This window comes from Flavobacterium movens, assembly GCF_039581425.1.
Classification (GTDB): Bacteria; Bacteroidota; Bacteroidia; order Flavobacteriales; family Flavobacteriaceae; genus Flavobacterium; species Flavobacterium luteolum.
The window spans coordinates 273,580-293,800 of the sequence record NZ_JBCPXY010000005.1; the positions used below are offsets into that span (position 1 = coordinate 273,580).

The window sequence follows — 20,221 nt, forward strand, 5'->3', positions numbered from 1 at the left end:
AAAATATAAATTCTGTAAAAAATAAAATGGAATCTTACAGAGTTAATAAAAACTTTGATAGGTTTTCGTCTTGAGTAAGGTTTAGCTTCTTTCTAAGACGATATCTGTGTAATTCTACACCTCTAAAAGAGATATTCATCATAGGAGCAATTTCTTTAGAAGAAAGGTTCATTTTAAGGTAAACACATAGTTTAATATCCTTTGGAGTTAGATGCGGATATTTTTTTGATAGATTAATAATAAACTCATTATGAATTTGGTTCAAATTGGTCTCAAATGTCTCCCATTCGTGTTTATTTACTTCATTAATCTTTATTGCTTTTCTAATTTCATTTTTAAGTTTACTAAAGTCTTTTTCACTTTCCAAAATACCTTGAATTTTATCTATCATTTCGGTTTGTTTTGCAATTGACAATGACTTACCAGCTACTTCTGAAGATTTCGCTTGTAATTCTAATTCTAAAATGTGTTTTTCGTATTCTTGGATATTAAGTTCGTTTTCTTTCTTCAATTCCATTTCAAGAATTTCTCTCTGATGTTTTAATTCCTCTGCCTGCAATTTCAGTTTTTGCATATAACGAAGCTTATTCCATTTATAGTAGAAAAATAAAACTGCTCCAACAACAAGAAAATATAGCAGAATCATCCAAAAAGAAAAATACCATGGTTCGGCAACTTTAAATTTATAGAAAGAAACTTTGTCATAAGTAGCTCCATCATGTTTGAAAATTTCTACAGTATGATAACCACTTCCCAAATTATTCAAAACGATTAATCCGTCAGAAATTGGAACAAAATCTTTTTCCTTATCTAGCTTGTAAAATAAATTAGGTTTACTTGCTCCGTAAATTCCAGAGATTACATTAATCTGCAATTCAGTATTGAATTTAATTTTTTCATCATTCGGAACTAAAACACCATTACTAAATGCTTCAACTTTTACTCCCGAATTTTGTTTATTTTCATACTCAAGTTTAAGAGATATAAATCCGTCATCTAGATTAAACAAGTAATAATTGTCTTTTTTAAAAATTCTTAGATTCTCATTAATCAATTTTCCTTTATAATATTTCTCTTGAATAATATTCCAGACAAATTTGTTTCCTTGTGCATAAATATGATACAAGATTCCGTTTTGCAAAACCATGAAATGATCTTCATCTATAGAAACTACATCTGTTACATTTCTAAAATTTGTATTGAACAGTTCATTTTCCTCTAATCTATTAGATATAGAATTGTACGTATACCAAGAGTTATTAATTAGAAAAAGTATTTCTTTTCTAAATTCAAAAATCTTTATTCCAAAATCGTTTTGTATTTTGCTTTGCTGTGTGACATTTTCAACTTTTAATGTATTATAATTGTCATCTAGCAAAACACGATATAAACCGCGATAATTATCGGCCGCCCAAATTTCATTCTTTTTGTTTTGAGCAACATACTTTATGGGTTTTGCCAGATCCTTGATAATCTTATAATGAGACATATTTGAAGGATCATCGTAAACCAGAATACCACTATATGTAGATTGAAAATAAGTATTATTAATACTGCTTTTAGACATGTTCCAGCCACCGCTGACACCATTTATTTTCGTCAAAGTACCATTTTCGTATGAAAAAGTGCCGTCATTATGACCTATAATATATTTTCCGTCAATTAGAGAGATATTCCAACCCTGGCCTTGCGTATTCGGCATCATATTAAATTTTCCTGCACTGTATTCAAAAATACCGTGATTGGATGCAATTAAATATCCTTTATTAATTGTAGCCACAGCATATACAGATCCTAAAAGTCCTGAATTATCGTAAAAGAAAGAAATAGGAGAATTAACCTCAACATGTGCAATACCATTATCTAAACCAACCCACAAATCATTTTCTTTATCCAATCCTATACTGAGAACCGAATTGTTCATTAAAACATTATCGCGTTCGATATTTTTATAGGTGTTGTTTTTTAAATCTAAAATGAAAATTCCGCGATTTCCGGTTCCAATAATCAGCTTATCATTTTTAACAAATTTTGCCACATTGACGGTTGCCGCTTTTAAAGTTTCATTTATTGGATGTTCCCAGCTTCTTAGTCCATTTTTTTCTACAATAAAAACACCTTTTTTCTGAGTAAAAATATAAGTCGTGTTTTGAACCTTTTCGATAGCATGAACAACTGTGTTTTTTAGAATATCCCATCCTTTTGGATTGGCAATATGTTTGCCATTCATTTTATAAATTCCATCTTTAACAGAAGCAACATATAAATTGTTATCTACACCAAAACAATAGGAAATAAGAAACGGAAATTTAATTTTCTTAATTGTTTTTCCATCATAAATAAAAACATCATTAAAAGACTGAAAATAAAGGGAACCTTTGAATCTGAAAATTTTCCAGATTTCTTCGTTGTCTTTTTCATCAAATAATCTGAGGTTTTTGGTAATAGAAACATAATGCATTGTTCCATCTTTTCGATACCAATAGCCAAATTCTTTATAAGAACCAGAATAGATTTTATCTCCTTCAATCAGAATTGATCTAATAATTGTTTTGTTTGGCAGTGTATATTTTTCCCATTTTACTCCGTCGTAACGAAGCAAATAGTGATTATTAGCAAAATACATGGCATTATCATTGCCTTGTACAACATTCCAGATTTGATTATCTCCCTGATAATCAGATTTGCTATAATTTTCTACAAAGGGAAGTAATTCTTGTGCCTGAAGCTGTAAAGCGATGAAAAAGAAGAAAACGGATTTAAAAAGTATCGATTTCAAGATATTATTTTTTAAATTCAAAGATACTGACAAAAAACTTAAACTGAAAGCATAAAAAAGGCTCCTTAAGAAAGGAGCCTTTAACTACGAAATGTAAAACATTCTAATTTTCAAGCAATTGAAATACCTGATTTGCAATTTCATATTCTTCATCAGTCGGAACTACCAAAACTTTTACTTTAGACTTCTCTGAGCTGATTTCTCTTAATTCTTTAGAACGAATTTGATTCTTTTCTGTATCAATTTCAATTCCGAAATAATCCATGTCTGTACAAATCAAATTACGCATATACGATGAGTTTTCTCCAATTCCTGCAGTAAAAACAATTGCATCTAATCCGTTTAGAGCTGCGACATAAGCCCCTATTGTTTTTCTAATTCTATAAGCATTCATTTGCAATGCCAAGAGACATTCTTTATTTCCTTTTTCGGCTTCACCTTCAATGTCACGCAAATCACTATAACCAGTAAGGCCAAGCATACCGCTTTGTTTCAATAAAACAGCATTTACCTCATCTGGAGTATAACCTAAATTTTTAATCATATAAAAAACAACAGACTGGTCAATATCTCCAGCGCGAGTTCCCATAATTAAGCCATTTGAAGGAGAAAATCCCATTGAAGTGTCAATACACTTTCCGTTTTTAACTGCGGCCATACTACAGCCATTTCCTAAGTGGATGGTAATTACTTTAGAATTATCTTTTAAGTATTTAATTGCCTTTTCAGAAACATATTTATGACTTGTTCCATGAAAACCGTAAACACGAACTTTATTTTCTGTCAAAAGGTAATTCGGAATTGCATATTTATATGCTACTTCTGGCATAGTTTGATGAAATGCAGTATCAAAAACAGCAATTTGCTCTGCCGAACTGAAAATTTCTTCTGCCACATTAATTCCCTCTAAATTGGCAGGATTGTGCAAAGGTGCCAATTCAAAAAGCTGTTTGATTTTTTCTTTAACTTTGTTATCAATTTTTACTGTAGCGCTAAAGTCGCTTCCACCATGCACCACACGATGACCAACAGCAGCAATCTCTGAAGTAGATTTAATTACTCCTTTTTCAGGATCTAAAAGCATATTAGCCACTTTCTGCAAACCTATTTTGTGATTCGGAATTGGAAGTGTTTCTTCTCGTGAAGCAACAGCTGTTTTAAAAGTAATATTTGAAGTTTCTAAACCAATTCTGTCAATCATTCCAGAACAGATTACTACGTTTTCTGGCATTACCATTAATTGGTATTTAATTGAAGAACTTCCTGAATTTATAATTAATATTTTCATTTTTTTAAAAGATTCTAAGATGCTAAGTTTCTAAGGTGCTGAGTTTTCTTAAAAGACTCAAACTTTCTGTTTTTGTTTCACAAATTTATAGTCAATAAAAGTGATTTTTAAGGCAAATTATAATTAATTAATCTTTACCATTAACAATTCACAATTAACTACATTCCTTGAGCCTGAATGGCTGTAATTACGACTGTATTAATAATATCATCAACAGTACATCCTCGGCTTAGGTCATTTACTGGTTTATTTAAACCTTGTAACATTGGGCCAATTGCCAAAGCTCCTGTTTCTCTCTGAACGGCTTTGTAAGTATTATTTCCTGTATTTAAATCTGGGAAAATCAATACGCTAGCCTGTCCTGCGACTTCTGAATCTGGCATTTTGCTTTTTCCAACGCTTAAATCAACCGCAGCATCGTACTGAATTGGACCTTCAATTTTTAAGTCGGGTCTTTTTTCTTTTACAATTGCCGTTGCTGTTCTTACTTTGTCTACCTCATCTCCTTTTCCTGATGATCCAGAAGAATAAGAAAGCATGGCTATTTTTGGTTCAATTCCGAATGCCAGACTTGATTCTGCTGACGAAATTGCAATTTCTGCCAATTGTTCTGCTGTTGGGTTTGGATTAATAGCGCAATCTCCAAAAACAGAAACTCGATCTTCTAAACACATAAAAAATACTGAAGAAACTACAGATGAATTAGGTTTGGTTTTAATGAATTGTAATGCTGGTAAAATCGTATGCTGTGTGGTGTGAGCCGCTCCAGAAACCATTCCGTCTGCATGGCCTTTATAGACCATCATGGTTCCGAAATACGAAACATCTTCCATTAAATCTCTTGCCATTGTAATACTTACGTTTTTAGCTTTTCTAAGCTCATAGTACGTATTAGCATAATCTTCATACATTTCAGACTCGATCGGATTGATAATATTTACTTTAGAAAAATCAAATGTAAGTCCAAGTTCTGCGACTTTACTTTCGATTTGTTTTTTATCTCCAATGATTGAAATATCCACTACATCCATATCCAACAATCTTGACGCTGCTGTAATAATTCTGTCATCATTTCCTTCTGGCAACACAATATGTTTTCTATGCTGTTTGGCTCTTTTAACCATGTTATACTGAAACATTTTTGGCGTCATACCTTCCGGCTGAAAAGTAATTACTCTTTGCGATAAAGCTTCAATTTCGACGTATTTTTCAAAAGTATTAATTGAGGTTTCAATCTTGTGTGTATTGTTGGCGTAAATCTCCGATTTTATAGAGCCTATTTTATTTGTAATATGGTAAGTTCCTCCATCTACAGCAATAATCGGAACAATAGCCGAAAGCCCTTCAATAAGCTTTAAAATACTTTCCTCTGGAACAATATTTCCTGTCAGGATAATTCCTGAAATCGTCGGATAATTTGCCGATTCATTAGCTTGTAAAGCTCCTAAAATAATATCAGAACGGTCTCCAGGAGTAATTACTAAAGCATTGTTATGCAAATGCACCAAATAATTATGAAGTTGCATTGCTCCAACACTGTAATGTCCGATTTCGTTATTCAGATAATTTTCTCCAAACAAAACTTTGGCATTCAATTCGTTTACAATTTCCTGCATGGTCGGATTATTCAAACTTGAAATAAGCGGAATTGTATTTATCAAAACATTGGAAGGCAAACTTTTCTGCAAGCTTTTTGTCACCAATTCAATATTTTCGGGCTGTACTTTATTAGCAAAAACAGATAAAACTTCAACCTCTTTTACTTTGAAAGAATCGTAAACCAAATACAGACTATCTAAAAGTTCTTCTAAAGTCTTACCAACTCCTGAACCTACAATTATGGTTGGAATTCCGAGATTTTTGGCAATCAAAACATTCAAATCTAATTCGATAGAAGTTCCTTCTCCCGTAAAGCTTGTTCCTTCAACCAAAACAAAATCAAAACGTTCTTCTAGTTTTTTATACTTCTCGATAATTAAATCTAGAACCTCTCCTATTTTCCCTTTGTTCTTTTTCTTAATTAATCTGCTTTTGGTAATAGCATAAGCATCTTCAAACGCAATATCAAGGTTAAAATACGACAAAACAGTCTCGATATGATTATCTACTTCACCATCCACAAAATCTTCGATTATAGGTCTAAAATACCCTACTTTGGCTGTTTTACCAATTAAGATGCTCATCAAACCGAGCGTAATAATTGATTTTCCACTATTATGGTCGCTAGTGGCAATATATATTGCTTTACTCATAATTATTTATATTTATTCTAAATAACAAAATTACATAAATCCTAATTCTTCACGACTGTAACAAACGTTAAAACCAGCGTCTTTTTTTGAAATAGATAATTAGGGCTATTACCAGCAGAAACATAATGCCCATGACCACAAAATAGCCGTTCTGGGTTTTAAGTTCTGGCATGTTTTCAAAGTTCATTCCGTACACTCCCACAATAAAAGTAAGCGGAATAAATATCGCTGAAATGATAGTCAACGTTTTCATGATTTCATTCATTTTTCGGCTTTGTTCCGAAAAATAAAAGTTTGAGGCACTTTCTAGTGCGCTCATATCCGATTCTACCTGTTCTAAAAGTTCCAGACTTTTTTGATGTAGCCTGATAAAGAAATTAAATGTTTCTTTCTGAATTAAGCCGTTTGATTCATCATCATCTTTAATTGTTTTTAGATAATAAAGTGAATCTCGAAGTGGCACAATGGAACGTTTTAAAAAATTAAAATTATCACGATGGTTTTCAATTTTTTCAAGAATAACAGGATGTGCCCCTTTTTTAGCCTGATTAATTAATTCTTCAATTTTATCTTCTTCATCTTCAATAGTAATATAGAAGTTTTCCATTACAGCATCAAGCAATAAATAAAGGAGGTAATCTACTTTTTTAGTTCTAACAATTCCTGCGTGTGTGCGAAGACGCTCTCTGATATGCGCAAAAAAATCGCTTCGTTTTTCTTGAAAAGAGATTAGAAGTCCATCTTTCAAAATAAAACTGATTTGTTCTACACTAAGATTGTCCGAATACTCAGAAGGTAAAAGTGATTTTATATTGAAGAATAAAACGTTTTGCTGTTCTTCTAGCTTGGTTCTTTTGGTGGTATTTAATATATCGGCCAAAAGAAAATCATCAAGTTTAAAATGAGCACCAATCGTTTTAATAAGATCAATGTCATTTAAGCCATGAATATTAAGCCAATTGTTTTTAGTATAATCAAAACAAGAATTTAGAGCCAAGACGGTAAACTTATCGTATTCAATAACATCGGCATCATCGTATACAAAAAGCTGCATTTCGGTCTCATGCTCTTTATGTGAGCCTGTATACTCTAAAGTAATGTGTTGCAGCTTGCGTCCTTTCTTGTATTTGATCTTTCTCATTCATGAAAATTTACAATAGTAATATTACGAAAAAGATTCCGAACAGGAAATGACAATTATCAGTTTGTGAAAAACCTAGATTTGGACGAACTGTGGTGCGTATCTACGTTAATTGATACAAACAAAAAAACCGAGCCATTTCTGACTCGGTTTTCATATTCAATTGTAAAGACGCAATACGTCTTTACGGAGTAAATTATTTTACTTCTTCGAATTCAACGTCTTCAACGTTATCTCCAGAAGACTGCTCTTGTTGTGGAGCAGCTTGTTGTCCTTCACCTCCTTGAGCGTACATTGCTTCTGTAGCTGTTTTCCAAGCTGCATTAACATTGTCTAATCCTTTTTGGATTGCATCAAGATCTTGAGATTGGTGAGCCATTCTCAATTCAGTTAAAGCATATTCAATAGCTGTTTTTTGATCGTCTGTTAATTTATCTCCTAATTCTTTCAATTGAGATTCAGTTTGGAAGATAGTACTATCAGCTTCGTTCAATTTCTCAGCTCTTTCTTTTGCAATTCTGTCAGCATCAGCGTTAGCTTCAGCATCTTTTTTCATTTTTTCGATTTCTTCAGCTGTTAATCCAGAAGAAGCTTCGATACGAATATCGTGAGATTTTCCTGTTCCTTTGTCAGTTGCAGAAACTTTGATGATACCATTAGCATCGATATCGAAAGTTACTTCGATTTGAGGAACTCCTCTTGGTGCTGGTGGAATACCGTCTAAGTGGAAACGACCGATAGTTTTGTTATCAGCAGCCATCGCTCTTTCTCCTTGTAATACGTGGATTTCAACAGATGGTTGAGAATCAGCAGCAGTAGAGAATACTTGAGATTTTTTAGTTGGAATAGTTGTGTTAGACTCAATTAATTTAGTCAATACACCACCCATAGTTTCGATACCTAAAGAAAGAGGAGTTACGTCAAGTAACAATACATCTTTTACATCTCCAGATAAAACTCCACCTTGAATAGCAGCTCCAATAGCAACAACCTCATCAGGGTTAACACCTTTAGACGCTTTTTTACCGAAGAATTTTTCAACTTCGTCAGCGATTCTTGGCATACGAGTAGAACCTCCTACAAGGATTACTTCGTCGATATCAGATGTAGATAAACCTGCATCTTTTAATGCTTTAGCAACTGGCTCCATAGAACGTTTTACTAAAGAATCAGATAATTGCTCAAATTTAGCTCTAGTTAATTTTTTTACTAAGTGTTTTGGTCCAGAAGCAGTAGCAGTTACGTATGGTAAGTTGATTTCTGTTTCAGCAGAAGATGATAATTCAATCTTAGCTTTCTCAGCAGCTTCTTTCAAACGCTGTAATGACATTGGATCTAAACGTAAATCAATTCCTTCTTCAGTTTTGAATTCGTCAGCTAACCAGTCAATAATAACTTGGTCAAAATCATCACCACCTAAGTGAGTATCACCATTTGTAGATAATACTTCAAATACACCGTCTCCTAATTCAAGAACAGAGATATCAAAAGTACCTCCACCTAAATCGTAAACAGCAATTTTTTGATCAGTTCCTTTTTTATCTAATCCGTAAGCAAGTGCAGCAGCAGTTGGCTCGTTGATGATACGCATAACTTTAAGACCAGCGATTTCACCAGCTTCTTTTGTAGCTTGACGTTGCGCATCGTTAAAGTAAGCAGGAACAGTGATAACTGCCTCAGTAACTGTCTGACCTAAATAGTCTTCAGCAGTTTTTTTCATTTTTTGAAGTGTCATTGCAGACAATTCTTGTGGAGTGTATAAACGTCCATCAATATCCACACGTGGAGTATTGTTGTCACCTTTTACAACACTGTAAGGAACTCTTTTTGCTTCTTCTGTAGTTTCAGCAAAAGTGTGTCCCATAAAACGTTTAATAGAAGCAATCGTTTTTGTAGGGTTAGTTACTGCTTGTCTTTTTGCAGGATCACCTACTTTAATTTCTCCACCTTCAACAAAAGCGATGATAGATGGTGTAGTTCTTTTTCCTTCTGCGTTAGGGATAACAACTGCTTCGTTACCTTCCATTACAGAAACACAAGAGTTCGTCGTACCTAAGTCAATTCCGATTATTTTACCCATTTTTTATATATTTAATTTTTGATTTTATTTTAATAACTCAGGTGGCATAAGTCAATCTTTGTGCCAATATAAAAAACCAAATAAAATTGTCAGTTTTGCGTCAGTGCCAAAAAAATCATCTGACAACATGACATTTTACATACCTGACAGATGTGGCATATTCCTTTTTAGGTGTCATTATTAGAACATTAAATAAGATAAAATATATTTTTCATTCGGGTTGATAAAAAATTTTTATCACTCCTGCATAAAAGAGAATTAATTATATTCGTTAAAAAAATCAATGAAAGAAAAATACCCTTTTTTATTAGAAAGAATACAATCTATTTTAATTGATTCAGTATTAATAATCGCTTGCATGATCATTTTTTCGGATGTTTTATCTAATTTTAAAAATGTTCCTGATTGGCTAAGAGCTGTTTTATTGATAGCTTTATTTATGTATGAACCTATTGCAACAACTTTTGGAGGAACAATTGGAAATAATATTAAAAGCATTAGAATTAGAAAAAATTCAGACGAAACAAAATCAATAAATATTTTACAGGCAATAATTCGATATTCATTCAAATTATTATTAGGATGGCTTTCTTTTATATCTATTTTTTCGAGTTCAAAGAAAAGGGCAATCCATGACATTATTAGCGGAACTGTAGTGGTAAAAATCTAAAAACTAAATTTAGCGCATCAGCAAAATGGAAAACTACACCATAATCATTTTCATATTAGCCATCGTTATCGGTATTTCTGCTTTTGCAGACAAAGCCAAACTTCCCTACCCGATTCTGCTTGTAATTGTTGGCGTTGCCATCGGATTTATTCCAACGATCAATGAAATCGAAATCAATCCTGAAATCATTTTCCTGATTTTTCTTCCTCCGCTCTTATATGATGCTTCTTTTAATATTTCGCCTAAACACTTCAAAACCAATATAGGCACAATTAGTTCACTAGCAATACCATTAGTTTTTTTCACTACTTTTTGGATCGCAGTCGTTTCTCATTATATGATTCCCGGCATGACATGGCCTCTATCGTTTGTACTTGGAGCTGTACTATCAGCCACCGATGCTGTCGCTGCCATAAACATTACAAAAGGACTCGGAATACCTCAAAAGACTTTAACTATACTCGAAGGCGAAAGCTTAATAAACGATGCCTCTGCTTTGGTTGCCTATCATTTTGCAGTTGCTGCCGTTATGGGTGCTACTTTTGTAATCTGGAAAGCCGCTTTTCAATTTGTTTTTTTATTAGGAGGAGGTTTTTTGGTAGGTGCGGTAATGGGGAAAGTATTAGGTATTATACTAAGGACGGTTAGAAAAAATACTAATGTTGTGGTGAGTTTTATGCTTTTAATGCCTTTTGTCACCTACCTTGTTGCCGAGCATTTACACGTTTCTGGAGTTATAGCAGTTGTTTTCTTAGGTTTGGCAATGGCCCGTTTAAGCAGTAAAGTTTTTCCAGAGCACTTAAAAAACAGTTCTAAAAGCCTTTGGGATGTTATTATCTTTTTACTCAACGGATTAATTTTTATCTTAATCGGACTAAATTTCAGATACGTTTTAGAAGATATAGAAAATGACATGATTTTGCCTTATATTGGTTATGCCGTAATAATAACAATTGTAGCATTGCTAACAAGAATGGTCAGAATATTTATTCAAAAAATAAACCTTCAGAAAGCTTTTAGAAATAACGACAAGAAAAAGCGAAAAGTAAGCGAAAATGCTCTTCTCGACTTCGGAAACAGCTTAATTATAAGCTGGTCAGGAATGCGCGGTATTGTTTCGCTTGCCATTGCAATTGGATTGCCAAAATTTTTAGAAGATGGAACGCCATTTCCGCTTAGAAATGCTATTATTTTCATTTCTATTGCAGTTGTACTTCTTACTTTAATTGGCCAAGGATTAACACTCCCATGGATTGTCAAAAAAATAAACAAGATAGAAGAGAAAAGACAGCTTAAAAATTAAACTCAAAATATATCTAACCAATCGATCTATACCAAAAACAAACCATGGAACAAGAATTAAAAAGCAATTTTGATGAATTTGAAAAACCAGAAATAATAAGACGTAAACTTCTGTCTTGGTGGATAAAAGTTTTCTGCTGGATTTTTATGTTTATGGCTATATGTGCGATAGGCTCTCTTATTACAAATCTTTTTGTTCCAAACGTAAATTTATCTCTTTACGGATTCTCAACCGATACCGCTTATTCTGGAACCGGAATTTTTATAATTTCTATCATGCTTCTTAAAGGATTTGCAGCATATTCTCTTTGGTTTGAAAAGCCCAACGCCATTATAATTGCCAAAATAGATGCCATAGTTGGAATTGCAATATGCATTGCTTCACTTTTCATACTTCCATTCAGTGCAGGAAAAGATCATTTTTCTTTTAGACTAGAAATTCTGCTATTAATTCCATATTTCATGAAAATTAATAAAATCGAATACGAATGGGACAATCTTGAAAGTATTTAAAAATAGACGTAATTTTATAACCGTGAATTTTTGTTTAATTTAAAACTTAAAAAAATGACTTCAGAGATTCTTTCGACAACCCCAGATTCAGAAATTATTACCACACGTATTTTGAATTTCCCTCAAGAACTAGTTTTTAAAGCCTGGAGTCATCCAGAACACTTAAAAAATTGGTGGGGACCAAAAGGTTTTACCAATACATTTCATGAATTTGATTTTCGCGAAGGTGGAATATGGAAATTTACCATGCATGGCCCAGAAAGAGGAAATTTTGAAAATGAGTGTGAATTTATCAAAATTGACAAACCGAATCTTATTGCGTGGAAACGTCATTCTAAACCGCTTTTTCAAATTCTAACAACTTTTGAAACTGTTGCTGAAAACCAAACTAAAGTAGTCTTCAAAATGCTTTTTGAAACCGAAGCAGAATGCCAGAAGCTCAAACAATATGTAGTCGACAAAAACGAGGAGAATTTTGATAAATTGGAGGTAGAATTATCGAAGATGAAAATTTAAATGAACTACACTATATTTCTTGATAATAAAAAAATTGGCACCTGCAATCTTGAAAATGCAGATGCTCCTATGGGAGTTGTATCTGGAAAAATTACCTTTGTAAGCGAAAATTTCAATTATAATTTCTTCACAGAGTACTGTAAAAAGAATTCAATTAAAGCAGAAAAACATCCAGAAAATCTGCTTATTTCAACTCAAACTATTCCTAATCTAAAAGTTTATAATGAAAGTAGTAAAGAAATAAAAGGAATTGGTTGCTATATTGCTGGAATGGATTCAGAACATTATGAAATAGCTATTATTGGAATTTCTTATCCGTTTTACGAAGAAGAATTTCCACATCATGTAAATGAGTACAAATAACAATAAAAAAATATGCACGCATAGTAATTTTATAATTTTCTTTTATTTTTTATTCGTAATTTCGATTTCTCATTAAAATTACAATTATAAAATGGCTTCATTTGTAAAAGAAATATCTTTCCGCTGGTCAGATCTTGACCCAAATTTTCACGTTCGTCACAGTGCTTATTACGATTTTGGTGCACAGCATCGTATCGAAATCTTAGAAGAACTAGGTTTAACTTTAAAAGTAATGCAGACACAAGGTTTTGGTCCTGTTTTATTTAGAGAAGAATGTGTTTTCAGAAAAGAATTAAAACTTTCAGACAAAATATTCATTCATACCAAAACTTCAAAAATGAAAGCCGATGCTTCTCGCTGGTCTATCATTCACGAATTTAGAAGAGAAGATGATACGCTTTGCGCAACCATTACGGTTGATGGTGCATGGATGGATACAAAACTTAGAAAATTAGCTTCTCCTACTCCAGAAATTGCAATTCAAGCTTTGAGCATTTTCCCGAAAAGCGATGATTTTGTTGGACTATAACAAGCAAATTAATTTTATAAAAAATCCCAAAAACAATTGCTGATATTGTCTTTGGGATTTTTCTCTTAATCAAACTTTATCTTTAATTTCGTTATTCAAACTTTAACCCAAAATTTACTCTTTCAAAAGTGGTACTGCAAGAAAAGGCAAATCGTCCGACATTAACGGTTCCGAAAATCCCACCAAACGAATGTCCAGAATAAAACCCTCCCGCTGAAAATCGGCGAACCTGATATTTTAAAGCGATATCATTTACTCTCGAACTCAGCTGTCCAAAAGCAATCACATTTGGAATAATTTCATAACTTCCAAAAACTTTGGGAACAAGTTTCTTATAATAATCAAAACTTTCGTCGGTATCATAATCAATTATTGACGAATGTAAATTTTCTAAGTTTCCACCAATATAGGCATTTTCAGAAAAATGCCATGAGATGCTAAAACCTGTAAAAGTTCCCTCGTAACCACTTCTAGAATCGACATATCCTATGCCAATTGTAGCTCTAAATTTATCGCAAATCTTTCCGATATAACCTACATAGGTACGATCGATTTCGGACTTGTCAATTCCAGCGCCAAAAATGATATCGTCTTCACACATTGTAAGAGCGTATTGAAAATAAGCTGAATATTGATCTTGATTTGCCGCAACAACGCTCCGACCTTTGTCAAGATCTATATTGGCAGAAATTAAGGTTGAGTTTATAACGGCGAAATCAAAAGTATTGAGTTCTTGGGCAAATGTGGGGACTGTGAGCAGGAGTAAAAGTATAGTTTTTTTCATAATACTATCATTTAAGGCTTACAACATTCTTACACTAAATTACGTCCTATTTTCCTATTAATAAAAGAAGTCCTTTGAAGTGCTCCATTATTCGTTAAAATACATTATTTTCATAATCAGCATCATTTAATCGATAAAATTTCAACAAAACATCGATTATTGGCACTAAAAACAAGAAAATCATTTCAAACTCTTTTTTTCTGATAACTTTAAGATTTTAAGCTTTGTTTTAAAAATGGTTCGGTTTAACTTTATAAATCATAAAAACAATGCCTTCTAAAATGAAAATTCTAAGACTATTATTCATACTTATTCCATGCTTAAGTTTTGCCCAACAGGGAAATATAAAAGCATTAGATATTAATTTAAGCAATTACGAATATCCATTTCCTGTTCATTTTATAGAGCTGAGCAGTCAGCGACAGTATCTAAAAATGAGTTATATGGATATTATTCCCGAAAACTATAACCAGAAAAATATCGTTTTACTGCACGGAAAAAACTTCAATGGCGCTTATTGGGAAACTACTATTAAAGCGTTGACAAAAGAAGGTTATCGCGTAATTGTTCCCGATCAGATTGGTTTCGGAAAATCGACAAAACCAGATCATTTTCAATACACTTTTCAGCAGCTAGCAGAAAACACCAAAAAACTTTTAGATCACTTAGGAATTAGCAAGACGACTGTATTAGGACATTCTATGGGCGGAATGCTGGCAACGCGCTTTGCATTGATGTATCCAGAAACTACAGAAAAACTGGTTCTAGAAAATCCGATTGGTTTAGAAGACTGGAAATTGGTTGTTCCGTACAAACCTGTTGATTGGTGGTACGAAGCAGAATTGAAACAGAATTACGAAGGCATTAAACAGTACCAAATGGCAAATTATTATGACGGAAAATGGAATGCCGATTATCAAAAATGGGCTGAACTTGGCGCAGGCTGGACCACAGCACCAGATTATGATCTTGTGGCTTGGAATTCGGCTCTTTTGTACGATATGATTTTTACACAGCCTGTATTATATGAATTTAAAAATATCAAATGCCAAACACTATTGATTATCGGAACAAGAGATAAAACGGCTTTAGGCAAACCATTGGTTTCTGAAGAAGTGAGAAAAACAATGGGAAATTATGCCGAGCTGGGTAAAAGAACTCAAAAAGAAATTCCGAACTCAAAATTGGTAGAAATTCCAAATACAGGACATTTGCCACATATTGAATCTTTTGATTCATTTATAAAAGCATTAATCGTATTTTTGAAATAATTTTTTTTTCGCCACGAATTTCGCGAATTGACACTAATTAATTTTCCGAAATTTTTAAATAAAAAATTCGTGTAAATTAGTGCAATTCGTGGCAAACCCTAACTTAAAAATCATATAAATATGTTTACAATAGAACAAATAAAAGAAGCCCATTCAAAAGTAAAAACGGGCGCAGATTTTCCTAATTATATTCAAGATTTAATAATTCTGGGTGTGAAAGGATATGACACTTTTGTACATGACGGAAGCGTTGTTTATTACGGATTAAACAATTACACCGCTGCTGCAGAAGAAAAATATCCTGAAATGAAAGTAGCCGATTTTCCTAACAAAGAACTTTTTATAGAAAACTTGGTAAAACATCAGCACGGCGAAACCGATTATATGACTTTCTGTAAGCACTGTGCACAAGCAGGAATTGCAAAATGGAGAGTTGATATAGTGGAAATGACTTGCACATATTTTGACAAATCTGAGAATGAAATTTTAATCGAAAAAATTCCAGTATAATTTCCTAAGCATTTATGACTATTTTTAACCAAAACCACCAAACCAATTTTAAAAAAAGCCTTTTATTAATTCTTTTCCTTATTTCATTTTTTGGCTTTTCGCAAAACAAAAAAGAAAATACTAAATTTAAAGTCATTGCTTTTTATACCGCAAAAAACGATCAAGCACATATCAGTTTTGTACATGAAGCCAATAAATACTTTCCAAAGCTAGCAGAAGAGAATCATTTTCAATATGATTCAACTAGCAATTGGGATAATCTAAATGCGAAGTTCTTGTCTAAATATCAAATTGTTTTGTTTTTAGACACAAGACCTGAGAAAAAGGAACAGCGTGAAGCTTTTCAAAAATATATGGAAAATGGCGGCGGTTTCATCGGATTTCACTTTTCGGCATTTGCTTTAAATAATTCGAGCTATAATCAAGATTGGAACTGGTATCATAATACTTTTTTAGGTTCTGGCGAATACGGAAGCAATACATGGAAACCGACTTCGGCAGTTTTAAGAATAGAAAATCAGCATCCTGTGACTAAAAATCTGCCTAAAACCTTCTCTTCGGCTCCAAACGAATGGTATAGATGGTCGAATGATTTGACTAAAAATCCTGATATTGAAATTTTATTAGCAATAGACGAATCTAGTTTTCCTTTAGGAACTGGTCCAAAAGCACATGAAATCTGGCACAGCGGTTATTATCCCGTTGTTTGGACCAATAAAAAATACAAAATGCTGTATGTAAATATGGGGCATAATGATATTGATTATGAAGGAGGAACAAACAAGACTTTATCCTATACTTTTGAAAACAAAACACAAAGTCAATTAATTTTAAATGCCTTGCTCTGGCTTGGCAATTCAAAGAAAAAATAAAAAATGTCAACTATCCTTTCTCCTATAATTTCAGCTCAAGAATTAATTGCTAATACTAGAATCATTTTAGTTGATGCTAGAGCCGGCGCGAATACTTTCGAAAATTATCAAAAAGAACATTTGAAAGGCGCTCGTTTTGTAGATTTAAATCGCGATCTGGCTGCGATTCCAGAAAATCCAGCAAATGGTGGACGACACCCTTTGCCATCTCCAGAAGATTTTTCTAAAGTACTTTCTTCATTAGGAATTTCACCTTCCGATCATGTTGTCGTTTACGATGATAAAAACGGTTCTAATTTTGCTGCTCGTTTCTGGTGGATGATGCGCGCCATTGGACATGAAAAAATTCAGGTTTTAAATGGCGGTTATCAAGCAGCAATTCAAGCAGGTTTTCCTACCATTTCTGGAATTGAGACTTTTGATAAAACAACATATCCTTCTCAAGAATGGAAATTGCTTTTAGCCGATATCGAAGAAGTCGAAAAAGCTCGTAAAAACAATCAAAATATTGTAATCGATGTTCGTGATAAAAACAGATATGATGGCTTAGTAGAACCGCTTGATTTAATTGCAGGACATATTCCAGGAGCTGTTAATGTTCCACTAACAGAAAATCTGGATGAAAACGGATTCTTTAAACCAGCCAATGAATTAGCAGAAAAGTACAAAGCCGTTTTAAAAGATAAAAAACCAGAAAATACAATCGTACATTGCGGTTCTGGCGTTACGGCCTGCCATACTTTATTGGCGATGGATTACGCTGGACTTTCAATTCCTAAATTATATGCTGGTTCTTGGAGCGAATGGTCAAGAAACAACCGCGAAATGGCAACACAAAAAACAGAATAAAATATATTTTTTTGCCACAGATTAAAAAGATTCGAATGATTAATCTTCTCTAATCCTTATAATCTGTGGCTAAAAAAAAATACAAATAAAAATTACAATGCAACACTGGGATATACTTTTATCAAATCAGGTAAATAAAAAGAAATTAATAGAAAATATATTAAACGGCGAAGCAACTGGAGAATTAGCTGTTTTTAACAATCAAAAAGGAATACTATTTTCTGATATTGCAATTGAAAAATTTATCGAAAAAGAGTTTCAATACGACAGCGTTGAAGCTTCTCCAGATTCGCACAGACAACTTCGAACTTTTTCTTCCGGCGAGCGAAAAAAAGAGTTTTTAAAATACTGTATCAATCAGAAACCGGATTACATTATTTTCGACAATCCTTTTGACCATTTGGATCAGGCTTCAAGAGTTGTTTTAGCCAATTCGTTAAAAGATCTAACCCACGATATTGCAATTATTCAGCTTTTAAATCGTACCGTTGATGTGCTAGAATTTGTGCCCAATAAAGCTCAAATTAAAGACAATACATTCGAATTGCATCCATTTAAAAAAGCCGAAAATCATTTCAAAACATTAAACACAACTGCAATTCCAAAAGCAACGGAAGTCCATACTTTTCCAGAAGACGAATTAATCAGACTCGAAAATGTTTCAGTTAGTTATGACGAAAGAAAGATTCTCAACAATATTTCTTGGACAATAAAACAAGGCGAATTCTGGCAGTTAGTCGGTCCAAATGGTTCCGGAAAAAGTACTATTTTGTCTTTGATTACAGGAGACAATCCGAAAGGTTTTGGACAGAATTTATTTTTATTTGGAAGAAAAAAAGGAACTGGCGAAAGTGTTTGGGATATTAAAAAACAAATCGGGATTTACGCTACTTCTATGATGGATCTGTTCCAGAAAAGCCATACGGTTGAACAGATGATATTATCAGGATTCTTTGACCAAATCGGATTGTATACAGAACCTACAACACATCAGAAAAATATTGTAACACAATGGCTCGAAGTAATCGAAATGACGCATTTACGCAAAAAACGTTTTATTGATCTTTCTATTGGCCAACAACGCGTTGCATTAATCGTTCGTGCAGTTTTAAAACACCCGCCATTATTAATTTTAGACGAACCCGTAGAAGGTTTAGACGACGAAAATGTAGATTTGGTAATTCAGCTTATCAACACCATAAAACAAGAAACAAACGTTTCCATACTCTATGTTTCGCACCGAATCGAACAAGGTCTTGCTCCTACTTCTGTTTTTGAACTTTTGCCATCTGAAACAGGTTCAATCGGAAAAATAAAACATCACTCAGAATCAAATTAAATGAAAATAAAATTTGCAGTATTTCTACTGTTACCATTCGTGTTGATTTCTTGTTCTAGCACCATTTCAACAGTAAAAAAAGAATATACGTTTAATACATCAAAAGAATTAAAATCAGATTGGACAATTGATTCTAAAGAATGGATTTTAAAAAATGATACCCTTACTGGAAATGGTTCTCTTTCACCTTGGGGAGTTTTAATTTCAAAGAAACAGCTTCCAGAGAATTATGAAATTGATTTTAAAGTCAACATGACAAATGCATCTTTATTCGAAACCATGCTCAATTTGAATAAAGGAAAATACATTAGAACATATTTATATCAAATTGATCAAAACCTAGTAATTGGCGACGGACTTTATGATAAAAAAGACGATTCGTATGGCAAACGAGGCGGTCCAACCCTATTCAAAAAACCAATGAAGTTGGAAAACAACAAATGGTATGTTATAAAAATTAGAGTTCAAAACAACCAATTATACTTTTCTGTAGACAACCAGACTTCATTAGAATGTTCCCTTGAAAAAAGCAATTTAAATCAAAAAGGGAAATTAGGTTTCATAAGCAACGGAGAAGTCAAAATAACTGATTTAAGAATTAAATCTTTCTAAAAACAGTCATAACGAATGGAAAAATACGAGATCTTGCAAAATGGTGATAACGAAATGACTATTTCATTTTATTTCAATAAAAAATCACTGATTGTTCCTTGGATAATTTTCTTTTCAATATTGCTATTAATTATAAGCAAATTAAAACCTGACCTAATCGCTGAAACCTTTATCTCAATAATCATTGCAATGCCAGCACTCACATATGTACTGTTTAATGATTATTTTGAATGGTACAAAAACAAATTTCATGTGTTTAGTATTAGAGATGAAGATTTGTATATTAATAATAAACTTCACTGCAAATTATATAAATTACAATCTGTAAATGTAGTTTATCTCAACGAGAAATATAGTTTAGGCTGGAAAGTATACTTGGATGTTTTTCCTATTTCTTCTAATGATTACATCATTAAAAAACAATTAAAAGAAAAAGATGCATATGAAATAGCAGAAAAAATCTCAATATTTCTAAACAGAAATGTAAAAATAGAATCATAAAAAAAGCTCCCAAAAAGGAGCTTTTTTTATTTAGTATAAGAATTATCTAA

At 32.7% G+C, this 20,221-nt stretch carries 19 protein-coding genes; 13 read left to right on the top strand and 6 right to left on the bottom strand.

The window, feature by feature from the left end:
• Nucleotides 1–34: 34 nt before the first annotated feature.
• The 5 genes from AAYQ05_RS11525 to dnaK form a co-directional block, all read right to left on the bottom strand.
• Nucleotides 35–2,779: a helix-turn-helix and ligand-binding sensor domain-containing protein gene (locus AAYQ05_RS11525; protein WP_343543455.1), complete on the bottom strand. Its 2,745-nt coding sequence runs from the start codon at nucleotides 2,777–2,779 to the stop codon at nucleotides 35–37.
• 103 nt (nucleotides 2,780–2,882) lie between these two features.
• Nucleotides 2,883–4,067 carry an acetate/propionate family kinase gene (locus tag AAYQ05_RS11530; RefSeq protein ID WP_343543456.1) on the bottom strand — a complete coding sequence of 395 codons (1,185 nt, stop codon included), beginning with the start codon at nucleotides 4,065–4,067 and terminating at the stop codon, nucleotides 2,883–2,885.
• Between the two features lie 158 nt (nucleotides 4,068–4,225).
• The gene (gene pta / locus AAYQ05_RS11535) at nucleotides 4,226–6,319 is read right to left on the bottom strand and encodes a phosphate acetyltransferase (RefSeq protein ID WP_177210063.1); all 2,094 of its coding nucleotides are present in this window, start codon (nucleotides 6,317–6,319) and stop codon (nucleotides 4,226–4,228) included.
• Between the two features lie 67 nt (nucleotides 6,320–6,386).
• Complete coding sequence (gene corA / locus AAYQ05_RS11540) at nucleotides 6,387–7,460, bottom strand: magnesium/cobalt transporter CorA (RefSeq protein ID WP_343543457.1); 1,074 nt, start codon at nucleotides 7,458–7,460, stop codon at nucleotides 6,387–6,389.
• A 196-nt stretch (nucleotides 7,461–7,656) separates the two neighbouring features.
• Nucleotides 7,657–9,540, bottom strand: coding sequence for a molecular chaperone DnaK (gene dnaK, locus AAYQ05_RS11545; protein WP_177210065.1), 1,884 nt, complete (start codon nucleotides 9,538–9,540; stop codon nucleotides 7,657–7,659).
• Nucleotides 9,541–9,823: 283 nt separating this feature from the next.
• On the opposite strand from dnaK, the gene AAYQ05_RS21850 reads away from it, so the two are divergent.
• The 6 genes from AAYQ05_RS21850 to AAYQ05_RS11575 all read left to right on the top strand — a co-directional run bounded on the left by AAYQ05_RS21850 (nucleotide 9,824) and on the right by AAYQ05_RS11575 (nucleotide 13,433).
• Nucleotides 9,824–10,210, top strand: coding sequence for an RDD family protein (locus AAYQ05_RS21850; protein WP_445709712.1), 387 nt, complete (start codon nucleotides 9,824–9,826; stop codon nucleotides 10,208–10,210).
• 25 nt (nucleotides 10,211–10,235) lie between these two features.
• Nucleotides 10,236–11,513: a Na+/H+ antiporter gene (locus tag AAYQ05_RS11555; protein WP_343543462.1), complete on the top strand. Its 1,278-nt coding sequence runs from the start codon at nucleotides 10,236–10,238 to the stop codon at nucleotides 11,511–11,513.
• A 44-nt stretch (nucleotides 11,514–11,557) separates the two neighbouring features.
• Complete coding sequence (locus tag AAYQ05_RS11560) at nucleotides 11,558–12,025, top strand: hypothetical protein (protein ID WP_343543463.1); 468 nt, start codon at nucleotides 11,558–11,560, stop codon at nucleotides 12,023–12,025.
• Nucleotides 12,026–12,079: 54 nt separating this feature from the next.
• Entirely contained in the window at nucleotides 12,080–12,541 is a 462-nt protein-coding gene (locus AAYQ05_RS11565; protein WP_343543465.1) for an SRPBCC family protein, read from the top strand.
• On the top strand, nucleotides 12,542–12,904 hold the full coding sequence (locus tag AAYQ05_RS11570) for a hypothetical protein (RefSeq protein WP_343543466.1): 363 nt from the start codon (nucleotides 12,542–12,544) through the stop codon (nucleotides 12,902–12,904). It begins immediately after the preceding gene.
• 91 nt (nucleotides 12,905–12,995) lie between these two features.
• Nucleotides 12,996–13,433: an acyl-CoA thioesterase gene (locus tag AAYQ05_RS11575; protein ID WP_111366488.1), complete on the top strand. Its 438-nt coding sequence runs from the start codon at nucleotides 12,996–12,998 to the stop codon at nucleotides 13,431–13,433.
• A 91-nt stretch (nucleotides 13,434–13,524) separates the two neighbouring features.
• On the opposite strand, the gene AAYQ05_RS11580 is transcribed toward AAYQ05_RS11575, so the two are convergent.
• A complete protein-coding gene (locus AAYQ05_RS11580) occupies nucleotides 13,525–14,217 on the bottom strand; it encodes a hypothetical protein (protein ID WP_343543470.1) in 693 nt (230 codons plus the stop codon).
• Nucleotides 14,218–14,498: 281 nt separating this feature from the next.
• Here AAYQ05_RS11580 and AAYQ05_RS11585 point away from each other — a divergent pair, with 281 nt between their 5' ends.
• From AAYQ05_RS11585 to AAYQ05_RS11615, 7 genes are all read left to right on the top strand, one after another.
• Nucleotides 14,499–15,488 carry an alpha/beta fold hydrolase gene (locus AAYQ05_RS11585; protein WP_343543471.1) on the top strand — a complete coding sequence of 330 codons (990 nt, stop codon included), beginning with the start codon at nucleotides 14,499–14,501 and terminating at the stop codon, nucleotides 15,486–15,488.
• A gap of 120 nt (nucleotides 15,489–15,608) precedes the next feature.
• Nucleotides 15,609–15,998, top strand: a complete 390-nt coding sequence (locus AAYQ05_RS11590; RefSeq protein WP_343543473.1) for a DUF1398 domain-containing protein — start codon at nucleotides 15,609–15,611, stop codon at nucleotides 15,996–15,998.
• A gap of 14 nt (nucleotides 15,999–16,012) precedes the next feature.
• Nucleotides 16,013–16,870, top strand: coding sequence for a ThuA domain-containing protein (locus AAYQ05_RS11595; RefSeq protein ID WP_343543474.1), 858 nt, complete (start codon nucleotides 16,013–16,015; stop codon nucleotides 16,868–16,870).
• Between the two features lie 3 nt (nucleotides 16,871–16,873).
• Complete coding sequence (locus AAYQ05_RS11600; protein WP_343543476.1) at nucleotides 16,874–17,719, top strand: sulfurtransferase; 846 nt, start codon at nucleotides 16,874–16,876, stop codon at nucleotides 17,717–17,719.
• A 97-nt stretch (nucleotides 17,720–17,816) separates the two neighbouring features.
• A complete protein-coding gene (locus AAYQ05_RS11605; RefSeq protein WP_343543478.1) occupies nucleotides 17,817–19,058 on the top strand; it encodes an ATP-binding cassette domain-containing protein in 1,242 nt (413 codons plus the stop codon).
• Nucleotides 19,059–19,670 carry a 3-keto-alpha-glucoside-1,2-lyase-like domain-containing protein gene (locus AAYQ05_RS11610; protein WP_343543480.1) on the top strand — a complete coding sequence of 204 codons (612 nt, stop codon included), beginning with the start codon at nucleotides 19,059–19,061 and terminating at the stop codon, nucleotides 19,668–19,670.
• 15 nt (nucleotides 19,671–19,685) lie between these two features.
• The gene (locus AAYQ05_RS11615) at nucleotides 19,686–20,171 is read left to right on the top strand and encodes a hypothetical protein (protein WP_343543481.1); all 486 of its coding nucleotides are present in this window, start codon (nucleotides 19,686–19,688) and stop codon (nucleotides 20,169–20,171) included.
• Nucleotides 20,172–20,221: the final 50 nt, after the last annotated feature.